Annotated in this window: 14 protein-coding genes; 5 read left to right on the top strand and 9 right to left on the bottom strand. The window is 72.3% G+C overall.

The genetic code is table 11. From position 1 onward, the window contains the following. Nucleotides 1–275 precede the first annotated feature (275 nt). The 3 genes from M446_RS31165 to M446_RS36135 all read left to right on the top strand — a co-directional run bounded on the left by M446_RS31165 (nt 276) and on the right by M446_RS36135 (nt 8,458). The gene (locus M446_RS31165) at nt 276–6,089 is read left to right on the top strand and encodes a HAMP domain-containing protein (RefSeq protein ID WP_012336076.1); all 5,814 of its coding nucleotides are present in this window, start codon (nt 276–278) and stop codon (nt 6,087–6,089) included. A gap of 11 nt (nt 6,090–6,100) precedes the next feature. Then, entirely contained in the window at nt 6,101–8,167 is a 2,067-nt protein-coding gene (locus tag M446_RS31170) for a response regulator (protein WP_012336077.1), read from the top strand. Nucleotides 8,168–8,296: 129 nt separating this feature from the next. Further along, the gene (locus M446_RS36135; protein ID WP_012336078.1) at nt 8,297–8,458 is read left to right on the top strand and encodes a DUF3309 family protein; all 162 of its coding nucleotides are present in this window, start codon (nt 8,297–8,299) and stop codon (nt 8,456–8,458) included. A 175-nt stretch (nt 8,459–8,633) separates the two neighbouring features. On the opposite strand, the gene M446_RS31175 is transcribed toward M446_RS36135, so the two are convergent. The 3 genes from M446_RS31175 to M446_RS31185 form a co-directional block, all read right to left on the bottom strand. Next, the gene (locus M446_RS31175) at nt 8,634–10,844 is read right to left on the bottom strand and encodes an ATP-binding protein (RefSeq protein WP_012336079.1); all 2,211 of its coding nucleotides are present in this window, start codon (nt 10,842–10,844) and stop codon (nt 8,634–8,636) included. Between the two features lie 273 nt (nt 10,845–11,117). Continuing rightward, the gene (locus M446_RS31180; RefSeq protein ID WP_012336080.1) at nt 11,118–13,610 is read right to left on the bottom strand and encodes a PAS domain-containing protein; all 2,493 of its coding nucleotides are present in this window, start codon (nt 13,608–13,610) and stop codon (nt 11,118–11,120) included. Between the two features lie 331 nt (nt 13,611–13,941). Then, on the bottom strand, nt 13,942–14,187 hold the full coding sequence (locus tag M446_RS31185; RefSeq protein WP_236728836.1) for a hypothetical protein: 246 nt from the start codon (nt 14,185–14,187) through the stop codon (nt 13,942–13,944). Between the two features lie 746 nt (nt 14,188–14,933). Here M446_RS31185 and M446_RS31190 point away from each other — a divergent pair. Beyond that, on the top strand, nt 14,934–15,293 hold the full coding sequence (locus M446_RS31190; protein WP_012336082.1) for a hypothetical protein: 360 nt from the start codon (nt 14,934–14,936) through the stop codon (nt 15,291–15,293). A 61-nt stretch (nt 15,294–15,354) separates the two neighbouring features. Here the strand turns inward: M446_RS31190 and M446_RS31195 are convergent, their stop codons facing one another. The 3 genes from M446_RS31195 to M446_RS31205 all read right to left on the bottom strand — a co-directional run bounded on the left by M446_RS31195 (nt 15,355) and on the right by M446_RS31205 (nt 18,312). Next, complete coding sequence (locus M446_RS31195) at nt 15,355–15,582, bottom strand: hypothetical protein (RefSeq protein WP_012336083.1); 228 nt, start codon at nt 15,580–15,582, stop codon at nt 15,355–15,357. Between the two features lie 198 nt (nt 15,583–15,780). Beyond that, entirely contained in the window at nt 15,781–16,500 is a 720-nt protein-coding gene (locus tag M446_RS31200) for a NepR family anti-sigma factor (protein WP_012336084.1), read from the bottom strand. 744 nt (nt 16,501–17,244) lie between these two features. Continuing rightward, entirely contained in the window at nt 17,245–18,312 is a 1,068-nt protein-coding gene (locus M446_RS31205) for a YeiH family protein (protein ID WP_415926894.1), read from the bottom strand. A 134-nt stretch (nt 18,313–18,446) separates the two neighbouring features. Here M446_RS31205 and M446_RS31210 point away from each other — a divergent pair, with 134 nt between their 5' ends. Then, nucleotides 18,447–18,689 carry a hypothetical protein gene (locus M446_RS31210; protein ID WP_012336086.1) on the top strand — a complete coding sequence of 81 codons (243 nt, stop codon included), beginning with the start codon at nt 18,447–18,449 and terminating at the stop codon, nt 18,687–18,689. A gap of 53 nt (nt 18,690–18,742) precedes the next feature. Here the strand turns inward: M446_RS31210 and M446_RS31215 are convergent, their stop codons facing one another. From M446_RS31215 to M446_RS31225, 3 genes are all read right to left on the bottom strand, one after another. After that, on the bottom strand, nt 18,743–19,060 hold the full coding sequence (locus M446_RS31215) for a hypothetical protein (protein ID WP_012336087.1): 318 nt from the start codon (nt 19,058–19,060) through the stop codon (nt 18,743–18,745). 15 nt (nt 19,061–19,075) lie between these two features. After that, nucleotides 19,076–20,281: a molybdopterin-dependent oxidoreductase gene (locus tag M446_RS31220; RefSeq protein ID WP_012336088.1), complete on the bottom strand. Its 1,206-nt coding sequence runs from the start codon at nt 20,279–20,281 to the stop codon at nt 19,076–19,078. A 173-nt stretch (nt 20,282–20,454) separates the two neighbouring features. Beyond that, complete coding sequence (locus tag M446_RS31225) at nt 20,455–21,393, bottom strand: NAD(P)-dependent oxidoreductase (RefSeq protein WP_012336089.1); 939 nt, start codon at nt 21,391–21,393, stop codon at nt 20,455–20,457. Nucleotides 21,394–21,568: the final 175 nt, after the last annotated feature.

Below are 21,568 nucleotides of genomic sequence, written 5' to 3' on the forward strand. Positions count from 1 at the left end.
CGCAGAACCCGCGCCGCGTGGCCAAGCTGGTCTTCTGAACCCTCCGGGTTTTGGCTGGGCCAGCCACATTTCCGACGCAACCGGCATTCTAGGAGGTGGCCTCACCGAGGCCCGCACTTGTCGCTCTGGCTGCGGGCTGCCCGATCAAGTAGGCAACGGTTCACACCCGGTCCTGTATCAGCTCGCGATGCAGGCCGCCGGCCCGCCTGTTCCCCGCCTCCAGGCCGAAGCCGCCCCGCGCGGTCGGCGCCATCGCAGTGCAAAGGTGCGTTCGAATGACGGCAGCGACCGCCCAGCTCGAGCCGAAGCTTCTCCTGAAGACCCTGCGCGCCTTTCGAAAGGGCGACTTCTCGGTGCGGCTGCCCCTCGATCTCACGGGGATCGACGGCGAGATCGCCGAGGCGCTCAACGACGTCGTGGAGCTGAACCAGAGCCTCGCCCGCGAGCTGGACCGCGTGGCGCGCAAGGTCGGCAAGGACGGACGCATCGCGGAGCGCGGCAAGCTGCCGACGGCCACCGGCGGATGGGTCGAGTGCATCGACTCGGTCAACGCGATGATCGGCGACCTCGTCCAGCCCACCACCGAGGTGGCGCGGGTCATCGGCGCCGTCGCGAAGGGCGACCTCGGCCAGACGATGCAGCTCGAGATCGAGGGGAGGCCGCTCCAGGGCGAGTTCCTGCGGATCGGCAAGGTCGTCAACACGATGGTGGACCAGCTGAACTCCTTCGCCAGCGAGGTGACCCGGGTCGCCCGCGAGGTCGGCTCGGAGGGCAAGCTCGGCGGCCAGGCCCAGGTGAAGGGCGTCGGCGGGACCTGGAAGGACCTCACCGAGAACGTGAACCTGATGGCCGCCAACCTGACCGGTCAGGTGCGCAACATCGCCGAGGTCACGACCGCGGTCGCCAACGGCGACCTCTCGAAGAAGATCACCGTCGACGTCAAGGGCGAGATCCTCGACCTCAAGTCGACGTTCAACACGATGGTGGACCAGCTGAACTCCTTCGCCTCGGAGGTGACCCGCGTCGCCAAGGAGGTGGGCTCGGAGGGCAAGCTCGGCGGTCAGGCCCAGGTGAGGGGCGTCGGCGGCGTCTGGAAGGACCTCACCGACAACGTCAACATGATGGCGGCGAACCTGACCGGTCAGGTGCGCAACATCGCCGAGGTCACCACGGCCGTGGCCCGCGGCGACCTCTCGAAGAAGATCACGGTCGACGTCAAGGGCGAGATCCTGGAGCTGAAATCGACCATCAATACGATGGTGGACCAGCTGAACTCCTTCGCCTCGGAAGTGACCCGGGTCGCCCGCGAGGTCGGCACCGAGGGCAAGCTCGGCGGCCAGGCGCAGGTCGAGGGTGTCGGCGGGACCTGGAAGGACCTCACCGACAACGTCAACATGATGGCCGCCAACCTGACCGGTCAGGTGCGCAACATCGCCGACGTGACCACGGCGGTGGCGAACGGCGACCTGTCGAAGAAGATCACCGTCGACGTCAAGGGCGAGATCCTGGAGCTGAAGAACACCATCAACACGATGGTGGACCAGCTGAACTCCTTCGCCAGCGAGGTGACCCGCGTCGCCCGCGAGGTCGGCTCGGAGGGCAAGCTCGGCGGCCAGGCGCGCGTGGAGGGGGTCGCCGGCACCTGGGCCGACCTGACCGACAACGTGAACCTGATGGCCGCGAACCTCACCGGTCAGGTGCGCAACATCGCCGACGTGACCACGGCGGTGGCCAACGGCGACCTCTCGAAGAAGATCACCGTCGACGTCAAGGGCGAGATCCTGGAGCTGAAGAACACCATCAACACGATGGTGGACCAGCTGAACTCCTTCGCCAGCGAGGTGACCCGGGTCGCCCGCGAGGTCGGCTCGGAGGGCAAGCTCGGCGGCCAGGCGCAGGTGCGCGGCGTGGCGGGCACCTGGGCCGACCTGACCGACAACGTGAACCTGATGGCGGCCAACCTGACCGGTCAGGTGCGCAACATCGCCGAGGTCACGACCGCGGTCGCCAACGGCGACCTCTCGAAGAAGATCACCGTCGACGTCAAGGGCGAGATCCTGGAGCTGAAATCGACCATCAACACGATGGTGGACCAGCTGAACTCCTTCGCCTCGGAGGTGACCCGGGTCGCCCGCGAGGTCGGCACCGAGGGCAAGCTCGGGGGGCAGGCTCAGGTGAAGGGCGTCGGCGGCGTCTGGAAGGGGCTGACCGACAACGTCAACATGATGGCGGCGAACCTGACCGGTCAGGTGCGCAACATCGCCGAGGTCACGACCGCGGTCGCCAACGGCGACCTCTCGAAGAAGATCACCGTCGCCGTCGAGGGCGAGATCCTGGAGCTGAAATCGACCATCAACACGATGGTGGACCAGCTGAACTCCTTCGCCTCGGAGGTGACCCGGGTCGCCCGCGAGGTCGGCATCGAGGGCAAGCTCGGCGGCCAGGCTCAGGTGCGCGGCGTCGGCGGGACCTGGAAGGACCTCACCGACAACGTCAACATGATGGCGGCGAACCTGACCGGTCAGGTGCGCAACATCGCCGACGTGACCACGGCGGTGGCGAACGGCGACCTCTCCAAGAAGATCACCGTCGACGTGCGCGGCGAGATCCTGGAGCTGAAATCGACCATCAACACGATGGTGGACCAGCTGAACTCCTTCGCCTCGGAGGTGACGCGGGTCGCCCGCGAGGTCGGCTCGGAGGGCAAGCTCGGCGGCCAGGCCCAGGTGAAGGGCGTCGGCGGGACCTGGAAGGATCTCACCGACAACGTCAACATGATGGCCGCCAACCTGACCGGGCAGGTGCGGGGCATCGCCAGCGTGGTGACCGCGGTCGCGCAGGGCGATCTCAAGCGCAAGCTCACGGTCGACGCCAAGGGCGAGATCGCGGCCCTGGCCGACACCGTCAACGAGATGATCGAGACGCTCGCCACCTTCGCCGATCAGGTGACGAACGTCGCGCGCGAGGTGGGCGTCGAGGGCAAGCTCGGCGGCCAGGCGCGGGTGCCGGGGGCGGCCGGCCTGTGGCGCGACCTCACCGACAACGTGAACCAGCTCGCCGCCAACCTGACCACCCAGGTGCGCGCCATCGCCGACGTGGCCACGGCGGTGACCAAGGGCGACCTCGCCCGCTCGATCTCGGTCGAGGCCTCCGGCGAGGTCGCCTCGCTGAAGGACACGATCAACGAGATGATCCGCAACCTGCGCGACACGACGCTCAAGAATGCGGAGCAGGATTGGCTGAAGACCAACCTCGCCAAGTTCACCCGCATGCTGCAGGGCGAGCGCGACCTCGCCACGGTCTCGAACCTGATCCTGTCCGAGATCGCGCCGCTGGTGAACGCTCAGCGCGGGGTGTTCTACATGATGGAGAGCGACGGCGCGGAGCCCGTGCTGGACCTCGTGGCGAGCTACGCCTTCACCGAGCGCAAGAACCTGTCGAACCGCTACCGCCTGCGCCAGGGGCTGGTCGGGCAATGCGCCTACGAGAAGAAGCGCATCCTGCTCACCAACGTGCCGGGCGACTACATCACGATCGGCTCCGCCCTCGGCGAGGCGGCCCCGATCAACATCATCGTGCTGCCGGTCCTGTTCGAGCAGGAGGTCCGGGCCGTGATCGAGCTCGCCTCCTTCAGCCGCTTCAGCGAGACGCATCAATCCTTCCTGGACCAGCTCACCGAGTCGATCGGCATCGTGCTGAACACGATCGCGGCGAACATGCGGACCGAGGGCCTGCTGGCGCAGTCGCAATTGCTGACCAGCGAGCTGCAGAGCCAGCAGGAGGAGCTGAAGAAGACCAACGACCGCCTCGAGACCCAGGCCGCTTCGCTGCAGCAATCCGAGGACCTGCTCAAGAGCCAGCGCGAGCGCCTGCAGCAGACCAACGAGGAGCTCGAGGAGAAGGCGCGTCTCCTGGAGATCCAGAAGAAGGAGGTCGAGGGCAAGAACCGCGAGGTCTCGATCGCCAAGATCTCCCTCGAGGAGAAGGCCGAGCAGCTCTCGCTGACCTCCCGCTACAAGTCCCAGTTCCTGGCGAACATGAGCCATGAGCTGCGCACGCCGCTGAACAGCCTGCTCATTCTCTCGAAGCTGCTGAGCGAGAACAGGGAAGGGAACCTGAGCGACAAGCAGCGGGAATTCGCCAGGACCATCAACGCGGCCGGTTCCGACCTGCTGTCCCTGATCAACGACATCCTCGACCTGTCCAAGATCGAGTCCGGGACGGTCTCCCTCGAACTCGGCGACGTCGACCTCCAGGATCTCGCCGGCCACCTCGACCGCAGCTTCCGCCCGCTCGCCGAGGAGCGCCAGCTCGCCTTCACGATCGACGTCGCCCCCGCCCTGCCGCGGCTCGTGCGGACGGACTCGAAGCGGCTGCAGCAGGTGCTGCGCAACCTCCTGTCCAACGCCTTCAAGTTCACCGAGAAGGGCAGCGTCGCGCTCAAGCTCGGCTCGGCCGAGGGCTCGCCGCTGCGCGCGGGCAGCCAGTGGATGGCCTTCACGGTGACCGATACCGGCATCGGCATCCCCGAGGACAAGCAGCGCATCATCTTCGAGGCGTTCCAGCAGGCGGACGGCACCACCAGCCGCAAGTACGGCGGCACCGGCCTCGGCCTCGCCATCAGCCGCGAGATCGCCCGGCTGCTCGGGGGCGAGATCGTCCTGTCGAGCCGGCTCGGGCAGGGCAGCACCTTCACGCTCTTCCTGCCGCTCGAGCCGCCGCTGGCCGCGGCCGCGGGCCGCCCGGCCGAGGCCAAGGAGGGCAACGGGGCGTCGCAGCCGGCGATCCGGCCGGCCTCCGCCGCCATGGCGCTGTCCTCCTCCGCGGACGACCGCCACGCGATCGCGGCGGGCGACCACATCGTGCTCATCGTCGAGGACGACGCGATGTTCGCGTCGGTCCTGCTCGAACTGGCCCGCGAGCGGGGCTTCAAGGGGCTGATCGCCCAGGACGGGGCGGCGGCGCTCGCGCTCGCCCATCGCTACAAGCCGCACGCGATCACCCTGGACATCGGCCTGCCGGACATGGACGGCTGGGCGCTCCTCGACCACCTGAAGAACGACGTCCGCACCCGTCACATCCCGATCCACGTCATCTCGGTCAACGACGAGAAGAAGCGCGGGCTGCGGGCCGGGGCCTTCGGCTTCCTGGAGAAGCCCGTCGACCGCGAGGGCCTGCTCAGGGCGCTGGAACGGTCGAAGGAGTTCATCACCCGGCCGGTGCGCAGCCTGCTCCTGGTCGAGGACGACGACAATCAGCGCGCGAGCATCACCGCCCTGCTGAGCGAGGAGGACGTCAAGGTGTTCAGCGTCAGCACGGCCGCCGCCGCGCTGGAGGCGGTGGCGGGCGGGCGCTTCGACTGCGCGATCGTCGATCTCGGGCTGCCCGATCTCGGCGGCTCCGAGCTGATCGAGCAGATCCGCGCCACCCCGGACGGCGAGGAGCTCCCGATCATCGTCTATACCGGCCGTGAGTTGACCGAGGCCGAGGAGCAGCAGCTCAAGCAGACCGCCTCGACCATCATCCTGAAGGACAGCCACTCCTCCGAGAGGCTGCTCGACGAGACCGCCCTGTTCCTGCACCGGGCGATCGACGGCGGTTCCGGCGAGCGCCAGGTCGGGAGCGAGCGACGGGATCCGGTGTCGCTGCAGGGCTGCCGCATCCTCCTGGTCGACGACGATGTGCGCAACATCTTCTCCCTCACGAGCGCGCTGGAGCTGCACGGCCTCGACGTCCTCTTCGCGGAGAACGGGCGCGACGGGATCGCGCTGCTCAAGGCCAATCCGAGCATCGACGCCATGCTGGTCGACATCATGATGCCGGAGATGGACGGGTACGAGACCATGCGGGAGATCCGCCGGGACGAGCGCTTCCGCGCCCTGCCGCTGATCGCCGTGACCGCCAAGGCCATGAAGGGCGACCGCGAGAAGTGCATGGAGGCCGGCGCCTCCGACTACGTCTCGAAGCCCGTCGACCTGGATCAGCTGCTCGCGGTCCTGCGCGTGCAGCTCGAGCAGCGCCGCCACGCCGCGGGCGGCGCTCCGCACCGGGGCAACGGCCGCGCGGACACCTCCGGGATCGCCCCATGAGCGGAGACCCCATGAGCGAGGACCGCGCGCCGGCCCTCCCGGGCCCGGATCCCGCCGGCGGCCCGGCCGCGGACCTCCCGCCGATCAGGGTGAAGATCCTGATCGTGGACGACGACCGGCGGAACCTGCTCGCCGTGTCGGAGATCCTCGACGAGCCAGGCCTCGACCTCGTCCTGGCCGAATCCGGGGAGGACGCCCTGCGGCACACGTTGCGGGACGATTTCGCCCTGATCCTCCTCGACGTCCAGATGCCGCGCATGGACGGCTACGAGGTGGCGTCCCTCATCCGCAGCCGCTCGCGCTCGTCGCGCGTGCCGATCCTGTTCCTGACGGCTTACAACCGGGAGGAGATGCACGTCTTCCGCGGCTACTCGGCCGGCGCCGTGGACTACGTCTTCAAGCCGATCCAGCCGCTCGTCCTCAAGTCGAAGGTCAGCGTCTTCGTCGACCTTCACCGCAAGACCGAGGAGATCAAGCTGAAGGCCTCGGCCGAGAAGAAGCTCCTGCTGGAGAACCTGCGGGTTCGGGGCGAGAAGCTGGAGGCCGAGCGGGCCCTGCGGCGGCGCGACGCGCATCAGGCCGCCGTGCTGCGCGGGCTCCCGATCGCCCTCTACACGGCCTCGCACCAGGGGGATCACCGCCGCCTGCGCTTCACCAACGAGAGCGTCGAGCGGGTCAGCGGCTTCGGCGCGGAGGCGTTCGCGGATCCGGGCCTCTGGCTGTCGCGGCTCAACCCCGAGGACCGCGACCGGGTGCTCGACGCGCTGCGGGCGGTCGGGCGCACGGGCGCGGCGACGCTGGAATACCGCTGGCGCCACGCGGACGGGAGCGAGCGGCACATCCTCGATCAGGTCGTGGCCAATCGGGGCGAGGAGGCCGCGCCCGGCGAGGTCTTCGGGATGTGGTTCGACATCACCGAGCGCAAGGAGATGGAGCTGAGCCTGGTGCACGCCTCCAAGCTCGAGGCGGTCGGCCGGCTCACCGGCGGCGTCGCCCACGACTTCAACAACATGCTGAGCATCGTGATCGGCAACCTCGACCTGCTGCAGAAGTCGCTCGTCGCCGACGAGAAGGCGCATCAGCGCGTTCAGAACGCCATCGACGGGGCGCAGCGCTGCGCGGAGCTGACGAGCCGGCTCCTCGCCGTCTCGCGGCGCTCACCCCTCCAGCCGGCGCCGCTCGACCTCGGCAGCTTCATGCCCGGCCTGGTGCAGCTGCTGAGGCGGACCCTCGGCGAGCGCATCGGCGTGACCCTGGATCTCGGCGACGCTCCGCCCGCCGTATCCGTCGACCGCTCGCAACTCGAGGCGGCGCTGATCAATCTGGCGGTGAACGCGCGCGACGCGATGCCGGAGGGCGGCCATCTCAGCATCGCGGTGCGACGCGCCGGGGAGGCGGATCGCGCGGGCCGCGCCGCCGACGCGGTCCTGATCTCCGTCGCCGACACGGGCACCGGCATGCCGGCCTCGGTGCTCGCGCGCGTGTTCGAGCCCTTCTTCACCACCAAGGCGGAGGGCAAGGGGACGGGCCTCGGCTTGAGCATGGTCCACGGCTTCCTCCAGCAGAGCGGCGGACACATCGACGTCGAGAGCGTGCCGGGGCAGGGCACCACCTTCACGATGTCCCTGCCGATCCTCGCCGAGGCGGGCCCCGGGACCCCGGCGGCGCCGGGCGCCGCGCCCCCCGACGAGGTGAGCGGGGAGGGGAGGACGGTGCTCGTGGTCGAGGACGATTCCGAGGTGCGACAGGTCGCCAAAGCTGCCCTGAAGACCCTCGGGTTCCACGTCGAGGAGGCCGGAAACGGCGACGAGGCCGTGGCCATGCTGGAGGAGAATTCCGACGTGGCGCTCGTGCTCAGCGACGTGAACATGCCCGGCACCATCTCGGGGATCGAGCTCGGCCGCATCGTGCGGCAGCGCTGGCCCAATATCGGGATCGTGCTGGCCTCGGGGTACCTCAAGGAAGGTCAGGACACGGAGTGCTTCGTGACCTTGCAGAAGCCCTACCGGACGTCGGAGCTGATCGAGAAGCTGGCGGGGCTGGTGGCACCCAAGGCGGAGGCCGCGATCCCGGCCTAGCGCGGGCGGGGCGGTGCAGGAGCGCGCAGCGGTGCAGGCGCGCGCAACCGCCGGGCCGACCGCGAGCCCGGAACCGAATCGACCCCGCAAGGTTGCTGGTCCGCCTCATCATCGGGCGGGAGAACTCTCATGAGTCTTGGCACCATCCTCCTCATCATCCTGATCTTGGCTCTGGTTGGTGCTCTTCCGCTCGGACTGCCCTACAATCGGGGCTGGGGCTACGCTCCCGGCGGGGTGGTCGGCCTGATCCTGGTGATCGTCCTGATCCTGGTGCTGCTGGGCCGGATCTGAGCGTCATGCGCCGAAGGGGTCGCCGGTTCGGCGGCCAGACCTGCGGCCCACCGGGACCCTGAACCGCCGAGGCGGCGGCCCGCCGCCGCACCTCCGCCCGGGGCTTCGGGCCGGCCGGGCGCGGGGAGCGCCGCGGGCGGGTGACCCGGTCTCCGAACGGGTCGCGCCGACCGGATCACGGGGGCGGCGCCGGCGCGGCGCGCCCGCCGGCACCGGGCGCGGGCAGGGGCGGCGCGTCCGCGGGGGCCGGACGGACCTTCGGCTTGCGCGCCGTGGCCGCGCGCAGGATCTCCCCGACCTGCTCGGCCGAATAGGGTTTGCGCAGGAACGCGAAGCCGTGCGCCGCGTCCGTCGCGAGCACGTGGCTGTAGCCCGAGGTCAGCACCACCGGCATCTCCGGATGGATCTCCCGCAGGCGCTCGGCGAAGGCGATGCCGCCCATTCCGGGCATCACCACGTCGGAGAACACCGCGTCGAAGCGGAAGGGCACCGCCTCGATCTCCGCCAGGGCGGCCTCGGCCGTCTGGGTCAGCACCGTGCCGTAGCCGAGGTCGTGCAGGATCTGCGTGCAGAAGCGGCCGATCTCGACATTGTCCTCGACCACCAGGATGCACTGGTCGCCGTGCTCCCAGGCCGGCCCCTCGGGCTTGGGTTGGGGCTCCTCCTCGGCCGATCCGGCCTCGGCCATCGGCAGGTACAGGGTGAAGGTGCTGCCGCGTCCCAGGACGCTGGCCACGTCCACGTCGCCCCCGGACTGCTTGGCGAATCCGATCACCTGGGACAGGCCCAGCCCGGTGCCGCGGCCGACCTCCTTCGTGGTGAAGAAGGGCTCGAAGATCCGCCCGAGCTGCTCCCTCGCGATCCCCGAGCCGGAATCCGAGACCGCCACCGCCACGAAGGGCGTCGGCGAGCCCGCATGGGCGCGGATGGCCGGCAGCGGCCGTCCGCAGACGAGGTCGATGGTCAGGGTGCCCTCGCCCCCCATCGCGTCGCGCGCGTTGACGACGAGGTTCACCAGGGCCGTCTCGAACTGGCTGGCATCGGCGCGCACCCGGCAGGGGCTCTCGGGAACCCGCGTCACGATCCTGATGCGCGCGCCCGTCAGCGCGTCGAGCATCTGCGCGATGCCCCGGATCCGCGCGCCGGCATCGAACACCTCGGGCTTGAGGGCTTGGCGCCGGGCGAAGGCGAGGAGCTGCGCCGTCAGCCTGGCGGCCCGGTCGACCGTGTCGGAGACCGCGTCCAGGTAGCGCCGCCGCCGCTCCTCCGGCAGGTCCGGCCGGCGCAGGAAGTCCGTCGAGGACCGGATGATGGTGAGCAGGTTGTTGAAATCGTGCGCCACGCCGCCCGTGAGCTGGCCGATCGCCTCCATCTTCTGCGATTGCACCAGCGCGTCCTGGGCCTGGGCGAGGTCCCGGCTGCGCTCCTCCACCCGCCGCTCCAGGGCGTCGTTCATGCCCTGCAGCGCCGCGCGAAGCTGCCGCTCCGCGGCGGCGCGCCGGTCGACGTTGCGCGCCACCCGGACGGCGAGCGCCGCCAGCCAGAGGGTCAGAACGATCACCAGCAGGGCTGTTCCGGTCTCCGCCTCGATCAGGCCCGCGCGGAGCGCGTGGAGCTGCAGCCATCCGAGCACCAGGGGCGCGAGCACCACGGCCGGGAGCAGGTGCCGGGTCAGGGCGCCCGCCTCGCCCGCGCCCAGGATCGTGGCGACCCAGGGCCTGTCGGGCCGGCTGAAGAGCGCGCCGAGGGAGAGGATGGACAGAGCGGCGGCGGTCACCAGCGCCATCCGCGAGAACGGGCCGTCCTGGTGGAACGCGCCGAGGCCGTAGGCGTAGCCGAGCCCGCCCACGGCCGCCACGACGAGCCCGCACAGGGTCGCGAGCGTCCCCAGGGACCGCAGCCGCCGGTGGCGGGCCTCCTGGAGGAGGAGCCCCGTCGCGGTCCCCAGCAGGCTCACGGCCGTCGCCAGGGCCATGCCGCTCCCGGGCCCGAGCGGGCCGAAGAGCAGGCGCTGCGCCCAATCGTCGAGGCGGACCTGCCCCGACGAGACGTAGCGCAGCAGGCCCCCGGCGCCGACCGCCACCGCGGCCGCCGCCAGGGCGCGGCCCGCGCGGCGGGCGGTCCCTGAGGCGCCGGCATCGGTCGCGAGCAGCAGCGACGCGCCGAGCAGCAGGATCCCGAGGGCGGTGAGCACGACCATCGGCGGCTGCCCGGGCAGGATGCGCCGCAGGGCCGGGACGTCGAACCACCAGCCTGCGCAGGCCGTCAGTGCGGCGGCGATCGCGACGAGGCCGCTCGTCCGCGCGATCCAGCGCGCCCGCCGGAGCACCCGCGCCGGCCCGGACGGCGGGATCGGCGGGAGGGCCGGCCTCTCGCGCTCAGCCATTCGGCACCCGGCGGTCCGACCCCGGTCCCGTCCTCGGCCAGCTGTCTGCGTCGTCGTGGACCCGCATCGTCTCCCGCATGCCGCGCGTGCCGGCGAGCCCTGGCCCGCCGCGCCGGTCACGGCCGCCGGTCCGCCCTCGCCCGGTCGGGACTGAACGCACCAGCCGGGGCGCCGTTCAGTATCCCCGCGGCGTCGCCCCCCGGACCGGCGCCGCCCGCCTTCCCGACCCCGCGCCGGAAGGCCGGGTCGGGGGCCCGCTCGGGCGCTGGAGGCTCAGGCAGGGCCCTCGATCATGGTGCGGATCCGGATGGCGAGCGCGTCGAGCGCGAAGGGTTTCGTGAGCACCGCCATGCCGGGAGCGAGGTGGCCGTGGTTGAGGGCGGCGTTCTCGGCGTAGCCGGTGACGAACAGCACCTTGAGGTCGGGGCGCGTCACCCGGGCGGCCTCGGCCATCTGCCGGCCGTTCATGCCGCCCGGCAGGCCCACATCCGTCACCACGAGGTCGATCCGCGCGCTCGACCGCAGGAGCCTCAGCCCCGAGGCGCCGTCCGCCGCCTCGATGGCGGCGTAGCCGAGATCCTCCAGCACCTCCGTCACCAGCATGCGCACCGAGGGCTCGTCGTCGACCACCAGCACGGTCTCGCCGGACTTCGCGCGCGCGGCCTCGGTGAGGTCGGGAACGCGCTCCGGGGCCTCGGCCTCGCCGAGGTGGCGCGGCAGGTAGAGGCAGACCGTGGTGCCCTGGCCGAGTTCGGAGTCGATCCGCACCTGCCCGTCCGATTGCTTGGCGAAGCCGTAGACCATCGACAGGCCGAGGCCGGTTCCCTCGCCGGTCGGCTTGGTGGTGAAGAAGGGGTCGAAGGCGCGGGCGGCCACCTCCGGCGTCATGCCGGTGCCGTTGTCGGAGACGCAGAGCGACACGTACTGCCCCGGCTCCATGTCGCGCTCGCGCGCGGCCCGGTGATCGAGCCAGCGATTGGCGGTCTCGACCACGATGCGCCCGCCCTCCGGCATCGCGTCGCGGGCGTTGATGCACAGGTTGAGCAGCGCGTTCTCGAGCTGGCCCGGGTCGACCAGCGTCGGCCACAGGCCGGCGGCCCCGACGACATCGACCGAGACCGCGGGTCCGACCGTGCGGCGCACGAGCTCGACCATGCCCTCGACGAGCCGGTTCACGTCGGTCGGCTTCGGGTCGAGGGTCTGGCGGCGCGAGAAGGCCAGGAGCCGGTGGGTGAGCGCCGCGGCGCGCTTGGCCGCCCCCTGCGCCGCGCCGATGTAGCGCTCCAGGTCCCCGACCCGGCCCTGGAGCAGGCGGGTCTGCATCAGGTCCAGGGAGCCGACCACGCCCGCCAGCATGTTGTTGAAGTCGTGGGCCAGCCCTCCGGTGAGCTGCCCGACGGCCTCCATCTTCTGCGATTGCCGCAGCGCCTCCTCGGCCCGCATCAGCTCGGCGGTCCGCTCGGCGACGCGCTGCTCCAGCGTCTCGTTGAGGCTGCGCAGCATCGCGGTGACGCGGTCGCGCTCCGCCTCGACGGCGCGCCGCCCCTCGACGTCGATCAGCACCCCGGGGAAGCTCAGCGGCGTGCCGTCGGGCCCGAGCTCGACGCGCCCGTTCGCCTCCAGCCAGGAATAGGTCCCGTCGGCGCGGCGCGTGCGGTACTGGTGCGCGTGGGCTCCGCCCCGCGCGATCGCCTCCCGGATGGCCTCGGCGAGGCCGGGCCGGTCGTCCGGGTGCACGGTCTCCACCACCTGCGCGAGGCGCAGTCCCTCGCGGCCGAGGGCGGGGTCGAGCCCGAAGGCGCGGGCGAAGCCCTCGTCCACGCTGAAGCGGTCGCTCGGCAGGTCCCAGAACCACGTGCCGATGATCGCGCCGGCCGCGAGCGCGAGCTGCACGCGCGCGATGTTCTCCCGCGCCAGGGCCTCGCTGGCGCGCAGGGCGTCCTCGACCCGCTTGCGCGCCGTGACGTCCCGGAACAGCACCGAGACCTGGCGCCGGCTCGCCGGCTCGACGCGGCTGGCGGAGACCTCGATGTGGCGGTCCGCCGCCACGAAGCGGCGCTCGAAGCGCACCGGCTCGCCGGTGCGCAGCACGCGTCCGTAGATGGCGAGCCACCCCTCCGCCTCGTCCGGCGCGATGTCGCGCAGGGTCTTGCCGACCACGTCCGTGATGCCCGTGTGGCGCGCGTAGCCGGCATTGGCCTCCACGTGGACGTAGTCGCTCAGGGGGCCGTGCGGCCCGTCGCGGAACTCGATGATGCAGAAGCCGTCGTCGATCGCCTGGAACAGCGCGCGGTAGCGCTCCTCGCTGCGCGCGAGCGCGTCGCGGGCCATGCGCTGCTCGGTGACGTCCCGCGCCGCCCCGTGGAAGCGGACCGGGCGGCCGGTCCCGTCGCGCTCGAGCTCGCCCTTGCGGGCGATCCAGCGGAGCTCGCCGGTGTCGGGCCGGCGGATCCGGTACTCGACGTCGCGGGGAGGCTCGCCCCGGCGCCGGGTCTCGGCCGTCGAGATGAGGGCGGAATCCTCGGGCACCACCAGGGCCTCGAAGGCCCTGGCCGGGAAGGATTCCCTCACCGGCATCCCGTAGAGGCGGCAGAATTCCGGGGTGGCGTGGAGGGTGTCGGCGTCGATGTCGACCGAGAAGACGCCCACCCCGCCGGCTTCCTGGGCCCGCCGCAGCCGGGCCTCGGCCTCGCGCAGCAGGGCGGCGGAGGCGCCGCTCCCGCCCGCCGCGCGGGGGCCGCCCCCACCGCCGTCGGCGCCGCTCATCGTCGGCCCGGGGCCGGTCGACCCGGCAGGCCGGCGCGCCATCCGCCCCGCGGCGGGAGCGCCGGCGACCCGGCCGGTTCAAGTCTCGTGGGAACGGGGGGCGCCGCGCGTCTGGCCATCGGCCCCTTGTGCCGGAAGCGGGGCGCTGCCGCCAGTGCGCGCCTCCGGCTCTCCGCGCGACCCGCGCCGAATCCCCGTCCGGGGGGGGCGGTCGGCGTCGCCCCGGAGCCGGTCCGGGGCGGGCGGGATCAGGCAGGGCCGTGACCGCGCCGGGCGGGGCGCCCGGAGGCGCCCGCCCGGCGGCGCCCTCGCGACGGTGTCGCGGATCCGCTCAGTCGTCGTAGTCCCAGTGGTGGTGCGACCGGAAGCCGTGGGACCGGCGCTCGATGACCCGCACGTCGGGGCGGTCGTCGAAGCGACGGTGGTAGAAGCGGGTGGGGCGGTAGCCTTCGCGGATCACCACGCGGCGATGGCCGTAGCCCGGGCCGTAGCCGTCGCCCCACTCGTAGGCCTGGGCGGACGAGACGGCGCCGGTGAGCGCGGCCGCCGCGGTGAGGGTCAGAGCAAGCGTCTTCATGATCATGCCTCCATTTTCGATGCGACAGTCCACGCACCAAGAGGGCAGGCCGATTTCGCGGCCGGACAAGTCGCACATCGATGACTGCACGTCTGCCGGGTGGCTTGGTCGCCGCCCGACAGGGCCTAGCCCTCAGAACGGGTGCCCTGGAGAACAGTTCCATCCAGAAAATAGGCTGACGAGGTGGGCCGCCACGCCGTTCATCATGCGTTTATGTGTGACGCAGAGCGTGGTGAGGCCGTGAATGTCTGGCCCCGGACGACGCGCCTCGGCGGCCTTGAGAGGGCCCGCGGCATCCCGCGCGTCGGGGCCGGCGCCCCGCGCTGCGCGGACCGCCCGGCCCCGGCGAGGCGGCGGGAGCCGCGCCCCGGGCCGCGCATGGAGCCGCGCATGGAGCCGCACATGGAACGGTTTCGCCCTCTCGGAGATTCCTAAGCCCCAGCCGGACCCGACGACCCTGTCCGGAGATGGGCGATCACCCAGGTGCGAGGCGCACCTTCCCCAGTACGGGAGTGCGGGATGACTGGTGCGGCAGATGCGCTCTCGGCGACGCAGCAAACAGAATACGCGGTCCGGGGGCGGGCGGATCTGGACCGCCGGTTGGAACGACTGACCGGTTCCGAGAGGGACGCGTTCTGGAAGGCGGTCCGGAGCGCCTACGTGGTCGGCCCGAGATCCACCCCGGCCCCGCGGGCGGGCGGGGCCCGGCGCCGTGCCGCTTCGCGGCCCATCCAGGAGGTCTGCCGATGACGCGACCGCACGAGACTCACGCCGACGCGGTGCGCGCCGCGCGCCGGATCGTTAACGAATGCGGCGCGCGGCTCGCGCAGGCGATCCGCCGCGACGAGGCGGAGGCCATCGCGGATGCCTGCCACGACCTCGTGGCCCGGATCGCGGAGGCGATCGTGGAGGCCGAGGCCGCGGCCGCGGAGCCGGTCCGGCATCGCGCCGCGCCGGAACCGGACCGCGCGCACGAGGGGAACTCGCGGTTCCGGAACTGGCCCGTCCCGGTCTTCGGCCTGTCCACCTGGGCCTCCTTCCCCTGGACCTCCGCGCCGGCCGGGACGACGGACGGAACCGACCCGCGCGCCGGAGGGCGGGGTTGAGGGACCGGACGCCCGCGCGCCAGGGCCGCCGGCCGGCGCGGGATCGGCCGCCGGCGCGACCTCACGAGCCGCCCAGATCGAGCCGGTTCTCCAGAACCGCGCGGCCGGTCGCGGAGATGCGCACGGCGGCCCCGTCGCGGTCGTGATCGGCCCAGCCCTGCGCCACGAGGCTCGGAACGAACAGGTCGTCGTCCCGCGCCAGCGCCCGGGTTCCGGACAGTTCGAACAGCGTCACCCAGCCGCCGACGAGGTCGAGGAAGGTCATCAGGCGGATCTGCTCGGCCGTCATGCGGGATTCCCGGACCGGGGTTGGCCGATGCAGCCGCGCGCGGGGTGGGGCAGGGTCCCGAGCGGGTCCGGCCTCCCGGAAGCGTCGGCACGCTGCTCGGCCGGATGAGCGTGCCCCGTAACGACGGCGACGCGCGAGCGTTCCCCATGCCGGGGGCATTCCGCTCCGGCGCGCATCCCGCCGGGGCGGGGGTGCCGATCACGACGTGAGCATCCGGCCCGACCGGCCGCCCTCGTAGCCGAGGGCCTGCGCCAGCGCCGCCCGGGCGCGGTTGACGCGGCTCTTCGCCGTGCCGACCCGGCAGCCCATCAGCTCCGCCACCGCCTCGTAGGTCAGGCCCTGCGCGGCCACCAGCAGCAGGGCCTCCCGCTGCGGCGCCGGCAGCTGGCTCAGCCGCATCCACACGTCCTGCAGCGCGATGCCGTCCTCCTGGTCGGGCAGCGCGACCATGCGGGCGGCCTGCTCGCCGTCCGCGTCCTCCACGTCGCGCCGGCGCTTGCGCGCCGCAGTGTAGAACTGGTTGCGCAGGATCGTGAACAGCCACGCCTTCAGGTTGGTGCCGGGCGCGAAGCGGTCCTGGTTCTGCCAGGCCCGCAGCAGCGTCTCCTGCACGAGGTCATCGGCCTCGGCGCGCAGGATGGTCAGCGACAGGGCGTAGGCGCGCAGCGCCGGAACGGCCCCGAGCAGATCCTCGCGGAACGTCGATGCGGGTCGCGCGGCCTGGGCGGCGTCCAGGCGCGCGATCAGGTCGAGCAGAGCCTGAGGCTGCGGCCCGCCCATGACCGCCGCGTAGGCGGCCCGCAGCTGCGTGCCCAGCGCCGCGTGCACGAACCGGGGCAGCCGCGGGCGCGTGTCGGCCGGAACGTCCCCGGCCAATCCGGGATCCGCGGCTGCCGGGATCGTCTCGTCAGGTGCCATGATGCCTCTTGCTCGCCGGCCGATCCAGGTCTCCGGGTTGCGGATCCGGCCGCGCCCCTCGCAGGGTCCCGCAAGGCGCACTGTATCGTGACGCGCGGAGGCGAAGGGCGCAACGTTGAGAATGTGTTTCTGCATCCTCTAAGCAGTCATTCGCCATCGCTGGTTTGCGGTGCATCTGCCGACGCCGCGGAAATATGCTGGACAGTGCTGATAGTTTACTTAAAGGGCAGCGGCGCCCGCGGGGCGCCCGGCATCCGGTCAGGCAGCATCAGCTGTGAAGCGTGGCGCGGGAGGGCGTGCCGGCCGGGCCTCCGCGAAGTCGTTCGGGCGTCCTGCATGCAATATCGGGAAAATACCCCGCCGGCGGCGAGCCGGCCTGTGTTCGCCGCGGCCGCGGAGATCCTCCCTTCCGGGCGCCCCGCCGCGGCCCACGCCCCCCTCATCTGGCGCCTTCTCGTGACCGGAGTCGTTACGGGTTCTCGGGAGGCGGCGTGGCGCGGGCGCCGGGCGGGTCGCGCGGCCCCGGTGCCACTCATACACGGGGTCGGGCACACCAAAGACGAACCGATCTCTCCGCCGACGACCGCTCCAGCATGCCACAGGTTTCATCCGTGAGGGACGGCGAAGCCGGTGTGCAACTCATACCAAATCCGCTTGATCCCTTCGCGATGGCGGATTTGGGCTTCGCTCAGGCGCCGCGCAGGCTTGTGATCCGGGATCCGCTTCGATCAAGCGGATCCCGGATCACGCGACCCGCAGCGTCCGGATCAGGATGAGGCTGATCGCCAGCAGGATCGCGAGCGAGGCGGTGACCGCGAGCGTCACGCGGCCGCCCACGCGGGCCAGCACCCGCAGGTCGACGCCGAGCCCGAGCGCGGCCATCGCCACCACCGTGAGATAGCCCGCGAGGCGGGTCACCGGGCGCGAGGCCGCTTCGGGGATCAGGCCGAGCGAGCGCAGGCCCGCCAGCGCCAGGAAGCCCAGGATGAACCAGGGCACGAGCTTGGTGAGGCCGGGGCCGCCGGCGCGCCGCGGCGCCGTCGCGCCCTCGGCGGGCAGGCGGGCGGCGACGAGCGAGAACAGGACCACGACCGGCCCGAGCATCAGCACCCGCACCAGCTTCACCAGCGTGCCGACCTGGGTGCTGAGCAGCCCCACCGGCACGGTCGCGGCGAGCACCTGCGGCACCGCGTAGACGGTCAGCCCCGCGAGCACGCCGTACTGGTGCTCGGACAGGCCCGCGAGCGGGATGAGGAGCGGCAGCCCCAGCACCACCAGCACGCCCAGCACCGCCGTGAAGGCGATCGAGGCGGCCACGTCCTCGGCCTTGGCGCCGATCACCGGCGCCACCGCGGCGATGGCCGAGTTGCCGCAGATCGCGTTGCCGCAGGCGACCAGGATCGCCATGCGGGCGGGGAGGCCGAGCAGCCGGCAGATCCCGTAGCCCGCCGACAGGGCCAGCACCACGGTCCCGACGATGCCGGCGAGCAGGGCCGGTCCCGAGGCGACGACCGCCTGCAGGCTGATCGAGGCGCCGAGCAGGGTGACGGCGACCTCCAGGAGCTGCTTGGCGCTGAAGGCGATGCCGGGGCGGAAGCGCGGGCCCGGCGTCCAGGCGGTGCGCAGCGCGATCCCGATCAGGATCGCGACGACGAGGGCCTCGATGTAGGGGTGGCCGAGGCTGGCCTCCTCCCATCCCTGCGCCGCCACCGCCGCCGCCGCGACCGCGAGGCAGAGCGCGATCCCGGGAAGCGCGGAGGCGGGCCGATCGCTCCGCGCCGCGCGCACCATGGAGGAGAGTTTCGTCGTCATCGGCGGCTGCGCAGGGCCTGGAGGATCGATATTCTGCAAAACCGGGGAGAAGGGGACGATCCTCCTCCGCGGCGCCGCGACTTTGGAAGACGCGTCCATTGCCCGGAGGGCGCCCGGGCGCGACAGTGCCGCCCATGACGAGCAGGAACCCGGCCGCGCGCGCCGTCACCTTCGATGCCTACGGCGAGCCGCTGGAGAGCGGGCGGGAGCCCGCTCCCCCGGCGGGGGACCGGCGGGCCCGCACGGCCGCGGCCGCCCTGTTCTGGACGCTCGCCCTGGCGCTGGTGGCGGCCCGCATCTGCGTCGCTCCGGCGCCCGAGGCGCGGACCGCCGCGTCGGCGCGGGCGCATCTCGCGGATCTGGTCTCGGCTCCCTGAGCGGACCGGGCCGCGGGCCCGGCCGGCTGAGCGGTCGCATCGCATCACGACGATCAGTACACCGCGGCGAGGTAGGCGGCGATCGCCTTGGCGTCGGCCTCGTCGATCGGGGCGCGGTAGACCTTGATCATCTTGGTCACCTCCGCGTCCCAGAAGGCGCGACCCTTCCCGGGCGGCTGCATGGCGAGGTAATCGGGCGAGTGGCAGGTGAGGCAGTTCGCCTGCGCGGCCGAGAAGCCGGGCTCGGGCCCGGGGCGCAGCGCGGCGGCGCCCTCGGGCAGCGCGTAGGTTCGGGGCGCCGCCCGGGCCGCCCCGAGGGCGATCGTGAGGGCGGCGAGGGCGAGGAGCGCGGAGCGCGGTATCGTGGGCATCGTTGGGCCTCTCCCTCAGGCGGCGCGCACGCGGACCGTCTCGACGACGTTGCGCAGGTAGCCGGCCGGATTCCACAGCGGGTCGAGGGGTTGCGACTGCCCGGCCCGGTTGGTGGCGCGCACCCGCACGGCGTGCGCCCCCGGGGTGAGGTCGACCCGCAAGGTCCAGGGGCGGAAGGAGTAGCGGCCGAGATCCTCGCCGAGTTCGGCGCGGGTCCAGGTCCGCCCGTCATCGGTGGAGACCGCCACCTCGGCGATGCCCTCGCCGCCGTCGAAGGCGATGCCGCGCAGCGGCGTCTCGCCCGCCGGCAGGGTCGCCCCGTCGGCGAGGTTGGTGACGAACGAGCGGACGGTGAAGCGGCCGATCGGCACCGTCGCCTTCGGGGCCTCGCCCGGCTCCGTGCAGGCGCAGGAATTGGCCGGGATCCGGTAGGCGGAGGTCATCCAGAACCCCTCGAAGGGCTTGTCCAGGACCGTGATCGCGCTCAGGTGCTTGACCCAGTAGGTGCCGTAATAGCCCGGCACGACGAGGCGCAGCGGGTAGCCGTTGAGCCAGGGCAGGTCCTCGCCGTTCATGGCGTAGGCCAGCATCACCTCGCCGTCCCGGGCGTGGTCGAGGGTGAGCGCCTTCACGAAGTCGGGCGTCTCCGGGATCACCGGCCCGTCGAGCCCGTCGAAGGCGACCTGCACGGCCCCGCGCCGCAGGCCCGCCTTGTCGAGGACGGTCCGCAGCGGAACGCCGGTCCAGCGGGCATTGCCCATGGCGCCGTTGGCGAGCTGCCCGCCCGCGACCCGCGGCGCGAAGAAGCCCCGCGAATTCCCCGAGCACTGGTTGACCGCGACGATCTCGCTGGCCGGCAGCGCCCGGATCTCGGCGAGCGACAGGGCGAGCGGCGTCTCGACATGGCCCTTCACCTCCAGGCGGTAGCGCTCGGGGTCGATGGCGACCGGTATGTCGGCGAGGTGGTAGCGCACGAAGAACGCGTCGTTCGGGGTGATCACGCCCTCGTCGAAGACCCGGAACGGGGTCTCCAGCTGCGGCGGGCGGCTCGTCATCTGCAGGAGCGGGCGCTTGCCCGGATAGGCGACGAGGGGGCGCTCGCCGTTGCCGAAGGGCAGCGTCGCGATCTCCTCGGCCGCGGCGCGCCAGGGGGCGCTCGCGAGCGCCGCGCCGGCGAGGACGCCGCGCTGCAGAAAGGCCCGTCGGTCGCGGTCAACCATGGCGTCTCCTCCGTTGTCGGTGCCTCGCCCTCTGCGGAGCGTGGGAGAAATACACTGCCGTCGCGGCGTTCAGGAGAGCACGGTTCTGCGATTCGGAGGTTTCTTGGAAGATGCGCCCCCCGATCGGGCGCTCGGGCGCGACCGGCCGGCCCGCGCCGAGGCGCGCCGGCGGCTCACCCGCCCGTCAGGTGCCGGCGGACGGCGCGCGCCGTGACGGCGGAGACCCGGATATTCGACTCGACCGTCACGCCCGCGATGTGGGGGGTCAGGATCAGGTTCGGCACGTCGCGGAACAGGGCGCCGGCCGCGGCATCGACGGGCTCCGCCGCGAAGACGTCGAGGGCCGCGCCGCCGAGCCGCCCCGCGCGCAGGGCCGCCGCCAGCGCCGCCCCGTCCACGACGCCGCCGCGGGCCGCGTTGATGAGGACCGACCCCGGCCGCATGCGGGCGATCTCGGCCGCGCCGATCATGCCGCGCGTCTCGGGCGTCAGCGGCACGTGCAGCGACAGCACGTCGCTCTGCGCCAGGAGGTCGTCCAGGGAGAGGCGCGCGACGGGTCCGGAGGCGGGGTTCCAGGCCGGGTCCTGCGCCGCGAGGTGCGGGTCGAAGGCGGCGAGCGCCATGCCGAGGGCGGCGGCGCGGCGGGCGGTCTCGCGGGCGATGGCGCCGAATCCGACGAGGCCGAGCCGCTTGCCCGCGATCTCGCGCCCCATGAGCGCGGCGCGGGGCCATGCCCCGGCGGCGACGGCCGCGCTCGCCCCGTAGGCGCCGCGCAGCAGCAGCAGCGCGGCCGCGATCACGTACTCGGCCACCGCCCCGTCATTGGCCCCCGTCGCCGGATAGACCGCGATCCCGCGCGCCCGGCAGGCGTCGAGGTCGATATTGTCGAGCCCGACCCCGAGCCGCCCGACCGCCCTCAGCTTCGGGGCCGCCGCCAGCAGGTCGCCGCGCAGCTCGGTCCGGTTGCGCACGATCACCGCATCCGCGTCGGCGAGCGCCGCCCTCAGCGCCTCCGGCCGGTCCACGAGGCCCGGATCGTACAGGGTGTCGAGGCCGGACAGTTCCGCGGCGATCGCCGCCTCGTCCATGAATTCGCTGATGACGACCTTCATTGTCCTGCGGCTTCGAGGCGCGCCCGTCCGGGGCGCGCATGCGGGAGGGGCGGGGCCGCCCTGCCTATCGCGATCCGGGCCGGGCATAAAGGCGTCGCGTCCCTCGCGCGCCCTCGAAGCCGCCCGCCGTCGCCCGCCCGGTCGCGCGGCCGGGGAGGGGGTCGTGCCCGAACGC

Source organism: Methylobacterium sp. 4-46 (assembly GCF_000019365.1).
In the GTDB taxonomy this organism is placed as follows: Bacteria; Pseudomonadota; Alphaproteobacteria; order Rhizobiales; family Beijerinckiaceae; genus Methylobacterium.

What these genes read in the sequence shown, in the direction of transcription:
- M446_RS31165 (WP_012336076.1), top strand. Translation starts at nt 276, where the DNA reads ATGACGGCAGCGACCGCCCAGCTCGAGCCGAAGCTTCTCCTGAAGACC.
- M446_RS31170 (WP_012336077.1), top strand. Translation starts at nt 6,101, where the DNA reads ATGAGCGAGGACCGCGCGCCGGCCCTCCCGGGCCCGGATCCCGCCGGC.
- M446_RS36135 (WP_012336078.1), top strand. Translation starts at nt 8,297, where the DNA reads ATGAGTCTTGGCACCATCCTCCTCATCATCCTGATCTTGGCTCTGGTT.
- M446_RS31175 (WP_012336079.1), bottom strand. Translation starts at nt 10,844, where the DNA reads ATGGCTGAGCGCGAGAGGCCGGCCCTCCCGCCGATCCCGCCGTCCGGG.
- M446_RS31180 (WP_012336080.1), bottom strand. Translation starts at nt 13,610, where the DNA reads ATGAGCGGCGCCGACGGCGGTGGGGGCGGCCCCCGCGCGGCGGGCGGG.
- M446_RS31185 (WP_236728836.1), bottom strand. Translation starts at nt 14,187, where the DNA reads ATGAAGACGCTTGCTCTGACCCTCACCGCGGCGGCCGCGCTCACCGGC.
- M446_RS31190 (WP_012336082.1), top strand. Translation starts at nt 14,934, where the DNA reads ATGACGCGACCGCACGAGACTCACGCCGACGCGGTGCGCGCCGCGCGC.
- M446_RS31195 (WP_012336083.1), bottom strand. Translation starts at nt 15,582, where the DNA reads ATGACGGCCGAGCAGATCCGCCTGATGACCTTCCTCGACCTCGTCGGC.
- M446_RS31200 (WP_012336084.1), bottom strand. Translation starts at nt 16,500, where the DNA reads ATGGCACCTGACGAGACGATCCCGGCAGCCGCGGATCCCGGATTGGCC.
- M446_RS31205 (WP_415926894.1), bottom strand. Translation starts at nt 18,312, where the DNA reads ATGACGACGAAACTCTCCTCCATGGTGCGCGCGGCGCGGAGCGATCGG.
- M446_RS31210 (WP_012336086.1), top strand. Translation starts at nt 18,447, where the DNA reads ATGACGAGCAGGAACCCGGCCGCGCGCGCCGTCACCTTCGATGCCTAC.
- M446_RS31215 (WP_012336087.1), bottom strand. Translation starts at nt 19,060, where the DNA reads ATGCCCACGATACCGCGCTCCGCGCTCCTCGCCCTCGCCGCCCTCACG.
- M446_RS31220 (WP_012336088.1), bottom strand. Translation starts at nt 20,281, where the DNA reads ATGGTTGACCGCGACCGACGGGCCTTTCTGCAGCGCGGCGTCCTCGCC.
- M446_RS31225 (WP_012336089.1), bottom strand. Translation starts at nt 21,393, where the DNA reads ATGAAGGTCGTCATCAGCGAATTCATGGACGAGGCGGCGATCGCCGCG.